This is a genomic window from Streptomyces sp. NPDC002324 (assembly GCF_053593335.1).
Genome location: NZ_JBSFCF010000008.1, coordinates 71,102 through 87,032 on the forward strand (window position 1 = coordinate 71,102; position 15,931 = coordinate 87,032).

Annotated in this window: 15 protein-coding genes; 8 read left to right on the forward strand and 7 right to left on the reverse strand. The window is 71.7% G+C overall.

Features of this window, described 5'->3' with window-relative positions; translation table 11 throughout:
- Positions 1-16: 16 nt before the first annotated feature.
- The gene (locus ACWCRJ_RS13595; protein WP_450939451.1) at positions 17-1,306 is read right to left on the reverse strand and encodes an amino acid deaminase; all 1,290 of its coding nucleotides are present in this window, start codon (positions 1,304-1,306) and stop codon (positions 17-19) included.
- Positions 1,307-1,447: 141 nt separating this feature from the next.
- Between ACWCRJ_RS13595 and ACWCRJ_RS13600 the strand changes: the two genes are divergently transcribed.
- From ACWCRJ_RS13600 to ACWCRJ_RS13615, 4 genes are all read left to right on the forward strand, one after another.
- Positions 1,448-2,545 carry a sugar kinase gene (locus ACWCRJ_RS13600; protein ID WP_450939452.1) on the forward strand — a complete coding sequence of 366 codons (1,098 nt, stop codon included), beginning with the start codon at positions 1,448-1,450 and terminating at the stop codon, positions 2,543-2,545.
- Entirely contained in the window at positions 2,542-3,303 is a 762-nt protein-coding gene (locus ACWCRJ_RS13605) for an IclR family transcriptional regulator (protein ID WP_450939453.1), read from the forward strand. The genes ACWCRJ_RS13600 and ACWCRJ_RS13605 overlap by 4 nt, the downstream gene beginning before the upstream one ends.
- The gene (locus ACWCRJ_RS13610) at positions 3,300-3,728 is read left to right on the forward strand and encodes a RidA family protein (RefSeq protein ID WP_450939454.1); all 429 of its coding nucleotides are present in this window, start codon (positions 3,300-3,302) and stop codon (positions 3,726-3,728) included. The genes ACWCRJ_RS13605 and ACWCRJ_RS13610 overlap by 4 nt, the downstream gene beginning before the upstream one ends.
- Before the next feature lie 101 nt (positions 3,729-3,829).
- Positions 3,830-4,504: a hypothetical protein gene (locus tag ACWCRJ_RS13615; protein ID WP_450939455.1), complete on the forward strand. Its 675-nt coding sequence runs from the start codon at positions 3,830-3,832 to the stop codon at positions 4,502-4,504.
- A gap of 69 nt (positions 4,505-4,573) precedes the next feature.
- Here ACWCRJ_RS13615 and ACWCRJ_RS13620 read toward each other — a convergent pair whose 3' ends face one another.
- Positions 4,574-5,947, reverse strand: coding sequence for a M14 family metallopeptidase (locus ACWCRJ_RS13620; RefSeq protein ID WP_450939456.1), 1,374 nt, complete (start codon positions 5,945-5,947; stop codon positions 4,574-4,576).
- 407 nt (positions 5,948-6,354) lie between these two features.
- Between ACWCRJ_RS13620 and ACWCRJ_RS13625 the strand changes: the two genes are divergently transcribed.
- Positions 6,355-6,762: an ATP-binding protein gene (locus tag ACWCRJ_RS13625; protein WP_450939598.1), complete on the forward strand. Its 408-nt coding sequence runs from the start codon at positions 6,355-6,357 to the stop codon at positions 6,760-6,762.
- A 322-nt stretch (positions 6,763-7,084) separates the two neighbouring features.
- Positions 7,085-8,407, forward strand: a complete 1,323-nt coding sequence (locus tag ACWCRJ_RS13630) for an Nramp family divalent metal transporter (RefSeq protein WP_450939457.1) — start codon at positions 7,085-7,087, stop codon at positions 8,405-8,407.
- A gap of 25 nt (positions 8,408-8,432) precedes the next feature.
- Here ACWCRJ_RS13630 and ACWCRJ_RS13635 read toward each other — a convergent pair whose 3' ends face one another.
- Positions 8,433-9,743: a hypothetical protein gene (locus ACWCRJ_RS13635; RefSeq protein WP_450939458.1), complete on the reverse strand. Its 1,311-nt coding sequence runs from the start codon at positions 9,741-9,743 to the stop codon at positions 8,433-8,435.
- A 91-nt stretch (positions 9,744-9,834) separates the two neighbouring features.
- On the reverse strand, positions 9,835-10,344 hold the full coding sequence (locus ACWCRJ_RS13640; RefSeq protein WP_450939459.1) for a SigE family RNA polymerase sigma factor: 510 nt from the start codon (positions 10,342-10,344) through the stop codon (positions 9,835-9,837).
- 160 nt (positions 10,345-10,504) lie between these two features.
- Here ACWCRJ_RS13640 and ACWCRJ_RS13645 point away from each other — a divergent pair, with 160 nt between their 5' ends.
- Complete coding sequence (locus ACWCRJ_RS13645; protein WP_450939460.1) at positions 10,505-11,023, forward strand: hypothetical protein; 519 nt, start codon at positions 10,505-10,507, stop codon at positions 11,021-11,023.
- A gap of 69 nt (positions 11,024-11,092) precedes the next feature.
- Here ACWCRJ_RS13645 and ACWCRJ_RS13650 read toward each other — a convergent pair whose 3' ends face one another.
- The 3 genes from ACWCRJ_RS13650 to ACWCRJ_RS13660 all read right to left on the reverse strand — a co-directional run bounded on the left by ACWCRJ_RS13650 (position 11,093) and on the right by ACWCRJ_RS13660 (position 14,645).
- Entirely contained in the window at positions 11,093-12,097 is a 1,005-nt protein-coding gene (locus tag ACWCRJ_RS13650) for a CU044_5270 family protein (protein ID WP_450939461.1), read from the reverse strand.
- Positions 12,094-12,774: an RNA polymerase sigma factor gene (locus ACWCRJ_RS13655; protein ID WP_450939462.1), complete on the reverse strand. Its 681-nt coding sequence runs from the start codon at positions 12,772-12,774 to the stop codon at positions 12,094-12,096. Before ACWCRJ_RS13655 ends, ACWCRJ_RS13650 begins: the two co-directional genes overlap by 4 nt.
- A 155-nt stretch (positions 12,775-12,929) precedes the next feature.
- A complete protein-coding gene (locus ACWCRJ_RS13660) occupies positions 12,930-14,645 on the reverse strand; it encodes a chitinase (protein ID WP_450939463.1) in 1,716 nt (571 codons plus the stop codon).
- A gap of 298 nt (positions 14,646-14,943) precedes the next feature.
- Between ACWCRJ_RS13660 and ACWCRJ_RS13665 the strand changes: the two genes are divergently transcribed.
- Positions 14,944-15,858, forward strand: a complete 915-nt coding sequence (locus ACWCRJ_RS13665) for a hypothetical protein (RefSeq protein WP_450939464.1) — start codon at positions 14,944-14,946, stop codon at positions 15,856-15,858.
- Positions 15,859-15,931 lie beyond the last annotated feature (73 nt).

Here is a 15,931-nt window from a genome sequence, read left to right on the forward strand (position 1 = left end):
AGCGGTCGCCGCCCGCTCAGAAGAACGTGCGGACGTAGTCCACGACCGTGCCGTCCGCCTCCACCACCGGGATCAGCTTCCACTTGTCGAACGACGTGCACGGATGCGACAGCCCCAGCCCCACCCAGTCACCGACCTCCAGCGCTGCCCCGGCCCCGGTGCGCAGCCACGCGTGCTGGTCGGACAGCCCCGTCACCGTGATTCCCGCCGCCTCGCGGACCTCGCCCGTGCTCGCGTCCCGCACCACCTCGGCCGACGGCAGGTCCAGGTCGTGCGCGGCGTCGCGCTTGCCCGCGTTGGCGAAGGCCTGGTCGGGGGAGGGGCGGGAGACGACCTGGGCCCAGAGCCGGAAGGCGGGCTCCAGGGTGCCCTCCTCGGGGACGCGGTTGAAGGGGGTGAGCCGGCGGTAGTGGCCGGCGTCGTGCGAGACGTACGCGCCCGACCGCAGCAACTTCAGTACGGGCAGGGACAGTTCGGGAAGCTCGGCGAACACCTCGGCCACCGTGTCGAACCACGCGCTGCCGCCCGCGCTGACGATCACCTCGTCCAGCCCGGCGAACCGTCCCGCCTTGTCGAAGTCGACGGCCAGCGCGGTCAGCCGGCGCAGCCAGGCCCCCACCCGCTCGGGGTCGGCCCCCGGAACCTCGCCCTCGTAGCCGGCGACCCCCACGAGCCGCAGTGTCCCCGTCGCGGCCACCGCGTCCGCCACGGCCGCGCACTCCGCCTCCGTGCGGACGCCGGTGCGCGCGCCTTCGCCCGCGCCCAGCTCCACGACGACGTCGACCGGGCGGGCGGGGTCCCCGGCGGCCCGCAGCGCCGCGTCCATCAGCTCGACACCGCGCACGGAGTCGACGTAACAGACGAAGCGGAAGGAGGGGTCGGCGGCCAGTTCGCCGGCGATCCACCGCAGGGCGGCCGGATCGACGACCTCGTTCGCCAGGAAGACCCGCTCGATCCCGAACTCCCGTGCCACGCGCACCTGATGGGGCACGGCCAGGGTGATGCCCCAGGCGCCGCGCTCGATCTGCCGCCAGAACAGCCGCGGTGCCATGGACGTCTTGCCGTGGGGGGCGAAGGCGAGGCCGTGGCGGGCCGCATAGGTCTCCATCAGCGCCAGGTTGTGCTCCAGGCGCTCGGCGGACAGGGCGAGCACGGGGGTGGTGAAGCCGTCGGTGAACAGGTTGAGCCGCCGGCCGGCCAGCTCGGCCACGGTGCTGCCGTCGGTGTCCGGCGGGAGGCCCTTGAAGCGGTGGTCGACGCGTTCCGCGGCCAGCCGGGCCAGCGCTTCGACCTTCTCGGCGCCCATGGGGTCCTCCCAGACGAGGTTTGTTGCATCACATGCAACGTTCATTGCGTATGTCGCTTAAAGCTGTCTAACATCCCAGCCAGACCTGGGTCAACGGTGCCGAACCCACCCCCCCCGACGCGACGAGGAGCCTCCACCATCGTGACCGCCGACGGACTCCGTTCCCCCGGCGCCGCTCCCGCCGGCGTCGACGTCGTCGCGCTCGGCGAGTCCATGGTCACCTTCCTTCCCACCCGCCCCGGACGGCTCGCCGACGTCCCCTCCTTCGACCGGGCCGTCGGCGGCGCGGAGTCCAACGTCGCGTGCGCGCTGGCGGCGGCCGGACACACCGTCCGCTGGGTGAGCCGGGTGGGCGCCGACGGGTTCGGTGACCACCTGGTCGAGACGATCGGCGGACACGGCGTGGACGTGACCTCCGTGGGCCGGGACCCGGCCCGTCCGACCGGCGTGTACTTCCGCACGGCGGGGGACCGGGCCACGGACGCGCACGAGGTCGCCTACTACCGGGCGGGTTCGGCCGCCTCGGCGATGTCGGTCACCACCGTGGACCTCGCGGCGGCACGCGCCGGACGCGTCCTGCACCTCTCCGGCATCACGGCCGCCCTGTCCGAGGACTGCCTGAGCCTGCTGCGCGACCTGACGGCCCCCCACCCCGACCGCCCCCTGATCTCCTTCGACGTCAACCACCGCCCGCGCCTGTGGCGCACCGCCGACGGCCCCCGCGTCCTGCTCGAACTGGCCCGCGCCGCCGACCTCGTCCTCGTGGGCGAGGACGAGGCGGAGGAAGCCTGGGGCGTCACGGGCGGCCCGACGGCGATCCGGACGCTGCTGCCGCAACCGGCGACCCTGGTGGTGAAACAGGGAGCCCACGGAGCCACCCTGTTCGCCCGCACGCCCGTCGGACCGGGGACGTACATCCCCCGGCGCGCCTTCGCCGACACGACCACTTCCGAGCCCGCCCTGCACGTGGACGTGGTCGCCCCCGTGGGCGCCGGTGACGCCTTCGCCGCCGGCTTCCTCTCCGCCACCCTGCGCGCCCTCCCCGCCCGCGCCCGCCTCCGCCACGGCCACCTGACGGCCGCCGCCGCGCTCACCGTCCCCGGCGACCTCGCCACCCCACCGCCGCGCGACCACGCCGACCGCCTGGCGGCCCTGGACGACGAGGCGTGGGGGAGACTTCGACTCGGCCCCGGCTGGACACAGGCCGATCGGGCCCCCGAGGAGGTACACACCCCATGAGCCAGACCGTCGACCGCGCGCTGAGCATCCTGCCGCTGCTCGCCGAGGGCCCCGCCGACCTCGGCCGGGTCGCCGACCGCCTGGGCGTCCACAAGTCCACGGCCCTGCGCCTGCTGCGGACCCTCCACGAACACGGTCTCGTCTACCGCCAGTCCGACCAGCGCTACCGCCTCGGCGCCCGCCTCTTCGCCCTCGCCCAGGAGGCCGTCGAGAACCTCGACCTCCGCGAGATCGCCCACCCCCACCTCGTACGCCTCAACGAGACGTGCGGCCACACCGTCCACCTCGCCGTCCACGAGGACAACGAGGTCCTCTACATCGACAAGGTGGAGAGCCGCTACCCGGTCCGCATGTACTCCCGCATCGGCAAGCCGGTCGCCATCACGGTCGCGGCCGTCGCCAAGCTGCTGCTCGCCGACCTTCCCGAGGCGGAGCGCCGCGTCCTCGCGGAGAGGCTCGACTACCCCCTGTACACGCCCCGTTCGACCCCCAACGCCCCCGCCTTCCTCAAGGAGCTGGCGCGGGTCCGCGAACAGGGCTGGGCCACCGACCTCGGCGGCCACGAGGAGTCCATCAACTGCGTCGCCGCGCCCGTCCACGGCACCGACGGCCGGGTCGTCGCCGCGATGTCGGTCTCCGCGCCCAACGTCGTCGTCACCGCCGACGAACTCCTCACCCTGCTCCCGCTGGTCCGCCGCACCGCGGACGCGATCAGCGGCGAGTACTCCGGCAGAACCCCAGCGAAGGACACCGTATGAGCCACCGGTCCGGGCCGGCCGAGAAGGTCGCCCTCACCCCCACGACCCACACCGCCCCGCCCGCGAAGTTCTCCCACGGCGTCCGCAGGGGCAACATCCTCCAGGTCGCCGGCCAGGTCGGCTTCCTCCCGGCCGTCGAGGGCGAACCCCCCACCCCCGCCGGCCCCACCCTGCGCGAACAGACCCTCCAGACCCTCGCCAATGTCAAGGCGATCCTGGAAGAGGGCGGCGCCACCTGGGACGACGTGATGATGATCCGCGTCTACCTCACCGACGTGGACCACTTCGCCGAGATGAACGCCCTCTACAACGAGTACTTCGAAGAACACCTCACCGGGGTCCCGGCCGCCCGCACGACGGTCTACGTCGGCCTCCCGGCGGGCCTGCTGATCGAGATCGACGCGCTGGCCGTCCTGGGCGCCTGACCCCGCTCCTCGCGCCTGGGGGCAGGGTCATGAAATCCAGATACGGACATATGCCCGGCCCGACTGTCCCCGGCACAGGATCGTCGACCATACTGCCCGCTGTGGAGCAGCGCATCGGTTCGAACAACCAGCCCCTGGCCGCCGCCGCGGTCGACCCGTCGCACATCCCCGGACTCACGGCACCGGTGTCCGTGAAGAAGGAGAAGCAGGAGGAGCCGGAGGACATCAAGCCGACGGAGCCCGTCGAGCCGGACGAGGCTGCCCCGGAACGGAACGAGCCGGCGGCCGCCGAGCCGTCGAAGCCGTCCCTCGACAAGTCGCCCGCCGAGAAGACCCCGGCCGACGACGACGAGACGGACGTCGAGGACGAGGCCGAAGCAGAGGCGGACGCGGAGACCGAAGCGGAAGCCGACACAGACGCCGACACAGAAGCCGGCGCGGCCGACGGTCCCGTCTTCGAGGCCTCCGACCGCCGCGCGAAGATCATCGCCGACAGCCGTGGCGTACGGCTGCGCCTGGACGACCAGGAGTGCGAGTTCGGCTGGGACGAGATCGGCGCGATCGAGACGGAGTCCCCCCGCTTCGGCAAGCGGTTCACGATCACGGTCCACACCCCGGACCGCCGCTGGTACTTCCTGGAGATCGAGGCCAAGGCCAAGTCGGAGCACGCGGCCTGGGAGAAGCAGATCGACGAGGTCCTGGACGCGTACTTCGACGAGGGTTCCGCCGAGAGTTCCGCCGAGGAGGAGCAGGAGTCCGAGGACACCGGCTCGTAGCGGGCACGGGGAACCGCGGGACCGGCCACGACGGTCCCGCGGTTCCCCCTCACCGATCGAAACCCTCGGCTAGCAGTACTGCGCTTCCTTGCCGATGGACCGGTACATGCAGTCCGAGTTCTCCAGCAGCTGCAGCACCGCGTCCCGGTTGCGCGAGGTCTCCCGGGCGATCACCTCGTCGGGCGGATAGAACCCGCCCCCCGAGGCAGACCCCGGATACATCTCGAACGTGTACCCGAAGATCTTCTGGTTGCCCCACAGCCAGTCGTCGATCGACCCGTCCGTGATGTAGAGGTCACTGGACTGTTCGGGCGTGTACCCGTTGCTCGCGGCCATCTTCCCGCCGACCGTCGCGAACGCGTTGCGGTCGTCGGCCGTCATCCCGGTCGCCGTGTCGGCGGTCGTGTACCCGAACGGCCACAGCACCAGCTCGCTGTACGTGTGGAAGTCGATCCCGGTCCTGATCTGCTGGACCCCGCCGACGACCCGGCTGCGCACGAAGTTCGCGACGACCTTCACCTCGGGCGCCGACTCGGCGGCCGTACCCCGGTAGGTGTCCGAGGACGTCGACCCGGACGAGCCGCCGCAGCAGCCCCAGCGGTAGTTCCAGTTGCGGTTGAGGTCGGTACCGACGGCCGACGAACCGCTGTTGGGCTGCCGGTTCTTGCGCCACGAGCGGTACGAGCCGGTGGCGACGTCGTACTCGCCGCCGTCGGGGTTGACGTCGGGGATGATCCAGATCTCGCGGTTGTTCACCATGTTCGTGACCCGGGAGTCGGTCCCGTAGTCGGAGGTCAGCTCGTTGAGCAGGTAGAGCGCCATCTCCACGGTGAGGTGTTCGCGGGCGTGCTGGTGGTGGGTGAACAGCACCTCGGGCTCGGCCTCGTCCGTGCCGACGTTGTCGCTGATCTTGATGGCGACGATGTTCCGGCCCTGGTACGTCGTGCCGATGACCCGCTGGCTGGCGATCGAACTGTTCGCCGCGACCACGGAGTTGATCTCGTTCGTCATCTCCGCGTAGTTGTGGTACCGGGAGTCGGCGGACGGGAAGTCGAAGAGGCGTACGTCGTCCTCGCCGTTGGAGCGGTCCGGGACCGCTCCGAGCGCCGTGATCTCGTAGCCCTGCTGCCGCAGCTTCTTGATCTGGTCCGCGCGTCCGGAGACGAAGACCGAGTGGTCGTCGGCGTCGTCCACGGTCACGCCGGACCGTTGCAGCGCCGTGCGGGACGCGCTGTCCGAGTGCATGTGGACCTCGTACTGGCGGATGTCGTCCGCCGAGGCCCGGGGCCGCTCGGCGCTGGTCGCCGTCGCGTCCGTGGTCGTCGCGGCGACCGGGGCGGCGAGGGCGAGGGCCAGCAGGGTGGCCAGGCCGGCGGTGCGGCGGCCCGATCTCCTGCCCGTGCCGTCGGGCGTGGCCGACCTGCCGCGTATGCGGAGTCGCATGAAGTCTCCTCTGGTCTCCAGGAATTCCGGGGTCTCCGGATGTGGGGAGTGGAGCGGGGGGTGGATCCTTGCGACGTGCCTCGGGCCTGGCGATGACCGTGGGGGCGTTCGGCAGGCCCTCGTGCGGGTGTGGCGCTCATGGTGCGGCTCTGGCATGACCAGGTCAAGAGTGGGAAGACGGTCGACGGGCGCGTATGCCGCGCACGACCGCGTAGGGGCACATGGGTGTCATAGGGCACTAATTGTGGACATAGCCGGGCGGGAAACAGGTATATGCGCGGCCGGAAACGGGTAATCCTCCCCGTGCGCCGAGTACGCGTGGCGGCAACCCTGGAAGCATGCTGCAACTCTCCGGGGGTCTCTTTCCGGATTCCGGCCCCCATTTCGCCTCGTACCCCCAACCACCCATGGGCGCGGGCCACTTGAGCGTCGAGTACGACCCCCGTCCCACCGCCGCCGCCCAGGCCCGCACGCAGGTGCGCCGGCAGTTGGAGACATGGGGACTGCTCGACCAGACCGACACGGCGGAGCTGTTGGTGAGCGAGCTGGTCACCAACGCGCTCGTGCACGCGGGGAGCCGGCTGAAGCTGACTCTGACGGCCGCGCACGGTGTACTGCGCTGCGAGGTGTCGGACACGGACGGCCGCCCGCCGCGGGTGCGCCGGGCCACGGGGATATCGGAGAGCGGCAGGGGGATGTTCCTGGTGGACGCGCTCGCCGGGCGCTGGGGCTGCCAGGAGGACGGGCCGGGCAAGACGGTGTGGTTCGAGCTGGGCACGTGCGGGGCGGACGGATGCGGGGGGCCTCCGGCGTAGCGTCTGGGGGGTTCGGGGGGTTGGGGGGTGCGGCTCGGGCTGGTTCGGTCTTGGGGGGTCGTCCGGCCGCGGGTGCCGTCGTGGCTGGTCGCGCAGTTCCCCGCGCCCCTACGGGCGCGCCCGGGCGTGGCTGGTCGGGCGGTTCCCCGCGCCCCTACGGGCGCGCCCGGGCGTGGCTGGTCGGGCGGTTCCCCGCGCCCCTACGGGCGCGCCCGGGCGAGTCCCCGCGGGGCCGATCGGGTGCGCTTGTGTGGCTTCCGGTCTGGTGGGGCCCGGGTAGGCCCTCTTGTCCGGCGCGGGGCTTTGGGGTTTCTTGACCTGCATGGCGGACACCACGGGAAACCCCACAGACACCCCCGCATCATCCGGCCCCACCCCCCCACCCCGCGCATCCAGTTGGAAGTACATCGGACCCGGCATCGTCGTCGCCGCGACCGGTGTCGGCGCCGGTGACCTCGTCGCGACGCTGATCGCGGGCAGCAACTTCGGTTACACCCTGCTGTGGGCGGCCGTCCTCGGCTGCCTCGTCAAGATCTCCCTCGCCGAGGCGGCCGGCCGCTGGCATCTGTCCACCGGCCGCACCCTCTTCGACGGCTGGGCGAGCCTCGGCCGCTGGACGACGTGGTTCTTCGTCGTCTACGTCGTGATCTGGGGCTTCGTGTACGGCGCTGCCGCGATGTCCTCCAGCGCCCTGCCCCTGCAGGCGCTGTTCCCGGACGTCATGGACCTCAAGTGGTGGGCCGTGCTGTGCGGCCTGAGCGGACTGGTCTTCGTCTGGTTCAACAAGTACGAGGTCTTCGAGAAGGTCATGACGGTCCTCGTGGGCGTCATGTTCGTCGTCACCGTCTACCTGGCGATCAGGGTCACCCCGAACCTCGCGGACGCCTTCGCCGGCCTCCTGCCCGTCCTGCCCGACGAGAAGGACTCGATCCTCAACACCCTCGGCCTGATCGGCGGCGTCGGCGGCACGATCACGCTCGCCGCGTACGGCTACTGGGTCAACGCCAAGGGCTGGACGGACACCGGCTGGATGAAGGTCATGCGCCTGGACAACCGGGTCGCCTACATCACGACCGGCATCTTCGTGATCTCGATGCTCTTCGTCGGCGCCGAACTGCTGCACTCCGCGAACATCGCCATCGCCTCCGGCGACAAGGGCCTCATCCAGCTCGGCGACATCCTGGCCGACGAGTACGGCACGGCCACCGCCAAGTTCTTCCTGATCGGCTTCTTCGCCACCTCGTACACCTCCCTCATCGGCGTCTGGCACGGTGTGAGCCTGATGTTCGCGGACTTCGTGGAACGCTTCCGCCGCAAGGGGGCCGTGACGGGCGAGGAGGTCGCCTCCGGCCGGCGCGAGAAGTCCTGGCCGTTCCGCGCGTACCTGCTCTGGCTGACCTTCCCGCCCATCGTCCTGCTCTTCCAGGGCCAGCCGTTCCGCCTGATCATCCTCTACGGCGTCCTCGGCGCGGCCTTCCTCCCCTTCCTCGCCGCCACCCTCCTCTGGCTCCTCAACTCCGCCCGCACACCGCGGGAATGGCGCAACGGCATCCTCAGCAACACGATGCTGGCCGTCGCGGGCCTGCTGTTCCTGGTCCTCGCCGTGAAACAGATCTGGGACCAGCCGTGGGCGGACTTCTTCTGAGCCCGTTCAGCAGCGGAGGGACCGGCTAGCCCAGCGCCTTCCACGTCTCGCTGGTCGCGATCTCCCGCAGCTGCGCCATGGTGAGCGCGGGGGCCTTGCGGGTCGCGGCCGTGTGCTGGGCGCCGGAGTTGAAGGCGCTGATCACGACCCGCAACCCGTCGGTGCGGAGCGTGTCCACGGTCCACCTCACGACCCCCGCGCCGCCCTTCTCACCCGGCTCCTGCCGGATGGCGACCTTCGTGCCGTCCGGCAGGGTCTCGGCACCGGTGCCGAACAACGAGTCCGCGACGTCCGCCATCCCCGGCTGCACATTGATCTGCACCAGGCTCCGCCCCTCGCCGTCGTCGAGGACGACGTAGGCGAAGTCCGACGCCTGGTTGCCCTCCTCGACGGCATGGACGCCTTCGGGGAGGAGTGCGCCGAGGTTCTTCTGGATCGCGCCGCCGTCCACCGTCGGAGCGTCGACGGACCCGGCATCGGGCCTCTCCGTCGACGACGGCGGCCGGTCCCCGTCGCCCGCCTCGTCCTCGGGGATGGCCTCGACGACCTCGCGCCACTCCGGGGCCGTGACGATCGTCCGCAGAAGGGCGGTGGACAGGGGCGGCTCGGGCCGGGTGACCGGCGCGTCCTTCTGCGCCGCCGCGTTCCACTCCATGACGCTGACCTCGAACCCGTCCGGGTCGACCACCTGCGCGTACCAGTGCTTGGTGTCCGCGCGGCGGTCCGGGTACTCGTACCCCTCGAAGAGCATCAGGCGCGAGCCGTCCGGCAGGGTGCTCTCCACACAGGAGTCGAACTTGACGAGCGCCTTGTCCGGGCAGTCGGTCAGCTGCCGGGCCTGCTCGCTGTCGGGATCGATCCGCCCGAGCCCGAGCTGTACCGCCGCCGCGCCCTTCCCGTCGTCGAACACGACCTGCGCGTACGGCCCCGGCCGCGCGCCCGTGCCACGCGCCGCCTCCCCGCTGAACTTCCCCGCCGGCAGCAGATCCTTGAGCCGCTTGACGAGCTGGGCGCCGGACACCTCGCCGTCGTCGTCCCTGGGCTTCGGCTCGTCGGGCCGCGCCGCCGCCACGGACTGCTTGCCGCCTCCGTCACCGGCCCCGGGCAGCAGCACCACCCCGCCCACGGCGGCCAGCGCGACCCCGCCCACGGCGGCCAGCGCGACCCCGGCGGCCCCGCCCAGCATCGCCGCCCGGCGCCGGAACAGCAGCCTGCGTCCGCGTGCGGCTCCGCCGTCGACCAAGGCGTGCCCCTCGGTCCCGAAGCCCTCGCCGGCCCGGCGCAGGGCGTCGCCGAACCTTTCCTCGAAGGGGTCTCCGTGCTGGTCAAGGGGCATGACGAACCACCGTTTCTCGGAGTGGGTGTGACTGTGGACGCGCTGGGTGGGTGTGATCGCGGGCGGGCGTGCCGTCGGCATCCGGCGGGACTCAGGGGGTGACGTACTCTCCGATGGTGTCGCCGAGGAGGGCGCGCAGCCGGGCGAGGGCGCGGACGCACCGGGTGCGCACCGCCGCCGAACTGGCGTTCATCGCCGCGGCGGTCTCCTCGATCGACCGGTCCTCCCAGTACCGCAGGACCACCACCGCCCGGTCCTTGGGCGGCAGTTGGGCCAGTGCCTCGACGAGGGTGAGGCGCAGGGAGGAGTCGGAGCCCGGCGCGGCGGGCACGTCGGGGAGCACGTCGGTGGCCCGTTCCCGGCTGCTGCGTCGCCGTTGGTGGGCGAGGAACGTGCGGGTCAGCACGGTCTGCGCGTACCCGGCCGGGTTCTCCGCCCGGCGCACCCGTCCCCACTTCACGTACAACCGCCCGAGCGTCTCCTGTACGAGATCCTCGGCGAGATGCGTGTCCCCGCCGGTGAGCAGGCACGCGGACCGGTACAGAGGCCTCGCACGCGCCGCCGCGAACTCCTGGTACCCGTCCGCGCGGACCTGTCTCATCTCCGGCTCCCCCTGACCGTGCCCGTACGGGCCCTGGCCGCTGCTTCTCTACGTCGTCTCTCACTCCCTTGATGCGGTGGCACCCGGAGAATGTTTCACGCGTGAGGGAGGGATACGGTGCCGTACGAGTCATCACCACGGGGCAGGGGAACGAACCGCCATGGACCAGTCCGAACAGGGCCACCGGCCACCGCCGTCACCGCCGTGGACGCCGCCGGGAGGCCACCCGGGCTTCGGCCCCCCGCCCCCGCCGTACGCACCCCCGGCCGCCCCTGCCGGCCAGCCACAGCCGTACGCGCAACCGCAGCAGCCGTACGCCCAGCCCCCGCAGCCGTACGGGCAGCCGGTGCCGCCCGCCCACCCGTACCCCCAGCCGCCCGCGGGCGAGGCTGCGGTCCAGGGGCCGGAGTTCATGGCCGTCGACCGCCACAACTCCGTCGTCGTCGACGTCAGCGGTGTCGCCTTCGAGGACCACGGCGTCTGCGTCGACTTCCCCTGGCCGGAGATCCGCAGCGTCCACTACAAGGCGAGCGGCAACGGCAAGGCCCTCATGGTCGCCGTGATCCACGCCGACGGCACCTTCTTCGAGTGCTCGGTCGAGGCCAAGCCCCGTGAACGCCTCCACCAGTGGTTCGCCCACCTGGCCCAGGTGCTCGGCCACTACCGCCCGATGGGATGACCACGGACCCTGTCCCCGCCGGAGGACGACACCCCGGGCAGGGACGGTCTCATCCCTGAGAACTCGGCTCTACGAACTCGGCCGCTCGCGGTACGCGTCGACGACGGCCCGCTCCAGGACGGCGGTCTCGCTCAGGATCATGCCCTTGGCGCCCATCGGGCCGTCCGACGTCAGCCGGCTGCGTTCGCCCAGGTACGTGAGGGTGTCCCGGTCGAAGACCCACTCGGTGGCCCACCCGGCGCGTGCGTCGACGCGGCGGATGCCGACGCCGTGCCGTCCGGCCGGGTCGACGGCGTCGTCGGTACGGGTGACCCCGGGGATCTTCGCGGCGGCCTCGTAGAGCGCGGCGGCGGTCCTGGCGGGCATGACCGTCTCGCCGAGCAGTTCGCCGATCCTGTCGAAGACGGCCTGCGCCTTCTCCTCGCCCTTCCACGTCCTGGTCAGCCGGTACAGCTCGGCGAGCAGGTCGTCGGGGTCGGTGGGCAGCGAGGCCAGCCACCGGTACGTGGGGCGGTCGATCCCGGCGGGGACGCCCGGCGAACCCGGCGGCAGCAGTTCCCTCAGCGGGGAGTACGCGCCGCCCTCGTAGTGCAGGGCCAACTGCTTCACCGGGCCCGGCTCCTGCGACACCCACACCTCCCGCCGGTGCGGCTTTCCCGGCTCGTACGGGCCGTCCTCCACGGCCTCCGCCCCGGCCGTCAGGCTCCTGACGTAGACCAACTGGTCGTCGCGGACCGGCTCGACCTCCGTTCTCGCGGCGACGTCGGCGATCCGGTCGAGCAGGACGACGGCGCTCGTGCCGTCGTCCCGGCGCGCCCCGTCGCCGGAGCCGGTGGTCGTGACCAGGCCGACGGTCAGCGCCCCGGCCAGGGCCAGCGCGGCGGCGGGCAGCCACAGCGCCGGACGGGCCATTCGGGGGTGCGGACGGGGTGCCGGCGGGGTGGGAACGACGGGCGCCGTGGCCCTGTCGTCGTCGATGAGTCGCATCAGACGGTCCTTGTGGTGGGTGAGGCGACCAGGCGGCACGTCCCGTTCGGGCGGGGGCGGCAGCAGTCGGGCCAGCTCCTCGTTCATCGGGATCCCTCCTGGATCTCCTTGAGCGGACGGGCCGCGAACACGGCCTCGCTCTCTGCCTCTCCGCGGCGACGCCCCGGTTCCCCGCATGCGGGACGCTCCTCGCGCAGCCGCTCGTCCGTCAGGCGGCCCAGACGCGCCCGCGCCCGCGAGAGCCGCGACCGCACGGTCCCCACGGGGACGCCCAGCGCCTCGGCCGCCTGCCCGTAGTCGAGGCCGGCCCACACGCACAGCGCCAGCACCTCCCGCTCCCCGCGCCGCAGCCGCCCGTACACCTCGCTTACGGCGGCGAGGCGGCGCGTGTCGTCGAGGCGCCCGGCGGTCTCGTCGGCGAAGTCGGCCACCGGGGCCGGTGCGGGCCGGCGGGCCAGGAAGGCCAGCCGGCGGCCGAGGCCGCGGTTGGCGTTGCGGGCCTTGTTGGTGGCCATGCCCAGCAGCCACGGCTTCACCGAGCCGCCGTCCGGCTCCAGCCGCTCCCGGGTGCGCCACGCGTCGAGGAAGGTGTCCGCCATCACCTCCTCGGCCGTCGACCAGTCGCCGGTCAGCCGGTAGGCGTGGTTGTAGACCGTCCGCGCGTACGCGTCGTAGACCTCGGCGAAGGCCTCCCGGTCGCCCGCCCGGATCCGCGCCCGTGCCGAGGACTCGGCCCGCGCCTGCGCCCGCTCGGGGTCACTCATCTCGTATGCACCTCTCCCACCTCACACCTGTGTCTCTCCGTGCGGTGGGACAGGTTCCGGTGACCTGCGCCACAACAGGACGCAGGCCACCGCTCGTCGTCTCCTCTTCCTCTACGTCCTCTACGTCCTCTATTCCTCTGCTACCTCTGCGCCCTCTACGGCAGCCCGTGCACGTGCGGCCCCACCGCGTTCGACCACGCGTTGCCCGCCGTGGCGTCCCAGTTGGTCGACCAGGTCATCGCGCCCCGCAGGTCGGGGTACGTCCGCGGCGGCTTGAAGGAGCCGCAGTTCGTGGCGCGGGTCAGACAGTCGAGGGCGTTGTTCACCACGGCCGGCGACACGTACCCGCTGCCCGCGCCCCGCGTCGAGGCCGGCAGACCCAGCCCCACCTGGGAGGGGGCGAGGCCGCCCTCCAGCTGGATGCAGGCGAGGGCGGTGAGGAAGTCCACCGACCCCTGGCCGTAGACCTTGCCGTCGCAGCCCAGCATCGAACCGCTGTTGTAGTACTGCATGTTGACGACGGTCAGGATGTCCTTGATGTTCAGCGCGGTCCGGAAGTACGCGTTCGACGTCGACTGCATGTCGATGGTCTGCGGCGCCATCGTGATGACGAGCGACGGGCCCGCCTTCGACGACAGCGACCGCAACGCCTGCGTCATGTAGATCGCGTCGAGCCCGTTCTCCAGGTCGATGTCGACGCCGTCGAAGCCGTACGTCTGCATCAGGGCGTACACCGAGTTCGCGAAGTTCGTCGCGGAGGCGGCGCTGTTCACCGCCACCGTGCCGCGCTCACCGCCGACCGACACGATGACCTTCTTGCCGGCCGCCTGCTTGGCCCGTACGTCCGTCTTGAACTGGTCGACGGTGTACCCGCCGAGCCCGGCAGAGTCGAGGCTGAAGGTCACCGCGCCCGGCGTGGCGGTGGCGTCCGCGAAGGCCACGGCGATGATGTCGTACTGCGACTGCACGTCCGAGAGCCTCTGGACGGCCGCCCCGTTGTCGAAGTTCTGCCAGTAACCGGTCACGGCGTGCTTCGGGACGCCCGTGCCGCCGCCCGGGGTCGCCGTCGTCGTACCCGTCACCGTCGCCGAACGGGCCGACTCGCCCGCCGCGTTCGTCGCCGTGACCTGGAAGGTGTACGAGGTGGAGGCCGCGAGCCCCGTCACCGTCGCCGAAGTGCCCTCGGCCGACTGGACCTTCGTGCCGCCCCGGTAGACGTGGTAGCCCGTGGCGCCCGCGACCGCGTTCCAGGTCAGGGACACCGAGGAGGACGTGGAGCCCGACACCGTCACCCCGGCCGGGGCCGAGGGGACGGTGGGCGGCTGGTCGCCGCCACCGCCGCCGTCGGGGCCGAAGAGGGACACGTCGTCGGCGAGGTATGCCGCCTGCCCGTACCAGCCGTGCGTGTAGACCGTCACCGAGGTTGTCGAGGCGCCCGTGGTGAAGGTCGTCGACAGCTGCTTCCAGGCCGCCGAGTCAGGCGTCCACGTCGAGACGTCGGTCGTACCGGTACCGGTCGCGCCCAGGTACGCGTACCCGCCGCGTACCCAGGCGCTGAGCGTGTACGTCGAACGGGGCTTCACCGCCACCGCCTGGGTGCAGCGGGCGTTGTCCTGCCCGGCCGGAGCCGCCCGCAGCGCGGACGCGCCCCCGTGCACGGGGGAGGAGACGGTGCCGCCGCTGTCCGCCGAACAGTTCCAGTCGCTGAGCCCCGACTCGAATCCGGCGTTCCTGACGTTGTTGATGTCCGCGGCGGAGGCCTGTCCGGCGCCGACCAGCGAGAGACCGAGGGCGAGGGCGGTGACGACGGCCGTGGTGACGGCCCCCGACCGCAGGCGCGTCCGCCCCCGTATACGTCCTGGCGCTTTCATCCGCATCTGTATGCGTTGTGGGTGTCTGAACATGCCCGGTACGCTGGTCCAGACCAATTGAGTTGTCAATACTCCCGGTCGAAAGCCGTTCACCCGTACGGGTGCCCCAACCGGCCTCCCCACCTGCCGAGTTGAGGCATATGCGTCTCACTCTGCGTGGATACGGCCCGCACCTTCCGTGAGTTGATCAAGAAGATCCGGTGTTGATCTGGCCATGCCGTGGATATGGTGCTGATGCAAGAGGATGCAGGAGGGACGGCGGGCACGACGCCGTTCCTCACAGGGGCCATCTGAGGCGGTGGTCGACCACCCCGCCGAAGCGAACGGGGTGGTGTGCAGCGTGCCGACCGCGATAGCCGTCACCAGCTCCGGCCTGGTACTCCCCCCGCTCGACCGGCAGACCCCGCCCGCGGTCGTCCAGCCGCAGGAGACCCTCGAAGCCTCCCTGTTCGGCATGCACGCACTGATCGAGCAGCACGGCTATGTCATCGCCCTGCACTCGGCCTCCGACCCCTCCGCCCTCACCCGGCGGCTGCACACGGTCCGTTCCGTGCTGGAGAGCGACCGCATCGCCCTGCTCGGCGTGGACCTGCCCCCGCTCGGCCTCGCCCTGCTGGCCCAGCAGCTGCGGCAGCTCTCCGCCTGCGACTTCAGCCCCGGAGTGCTCGCCTCCTCCGTACGCCTCCTCGCGCACTACATCTACGCCGGCGCCCTCCTCGGCTCCGTCGCCAAGCTCGACCGGGTTCCGGTCACCCTGAAGTCGCACGCCAAGTCCTGGCTGCCGGGCGCCCGGTTCGCCGTACTGGCCAATCCCAAGCCCCAGCTCGTGCGGATCGACACCGCCGGCCAGGAGCCCCTGGCCGGGCCCGAGTTCGCCACCCGGCTGCTCGTCGCGCAGGGGCCGCAGCCGCCGTCGGACTGGGTCACCGCGACGCTCGCGCAGGACTGGCAGGTGCAGGGGTCCCTGCCGGTGCCGCTGCCCGAGGGGTCCGTGCGCTGGTGGGGGACCGGCAAGCTAGTCGAGTTCGCCGCCGGGCTCTCGGACGTCTCCGTGCTCTACCAGCTCGTGTCGTCCGTACGCCGGGAGACGTGCCACTGGTGCGGCCTCGAACTCATCGGCGACCGCTGCGGATTCTGCGCGGCCCCGTTACGGGAGCTGGAAACCTCCGCCGGCCCGGCCCGGACGGCAGCCCTTCCCCGAGGGGGCACATGACAGCCGTACGACAACTCCACAGCCCGCGAGCCACCACACACAGCAGGCCCGCACCAGTGCCCGGCACGTTCCC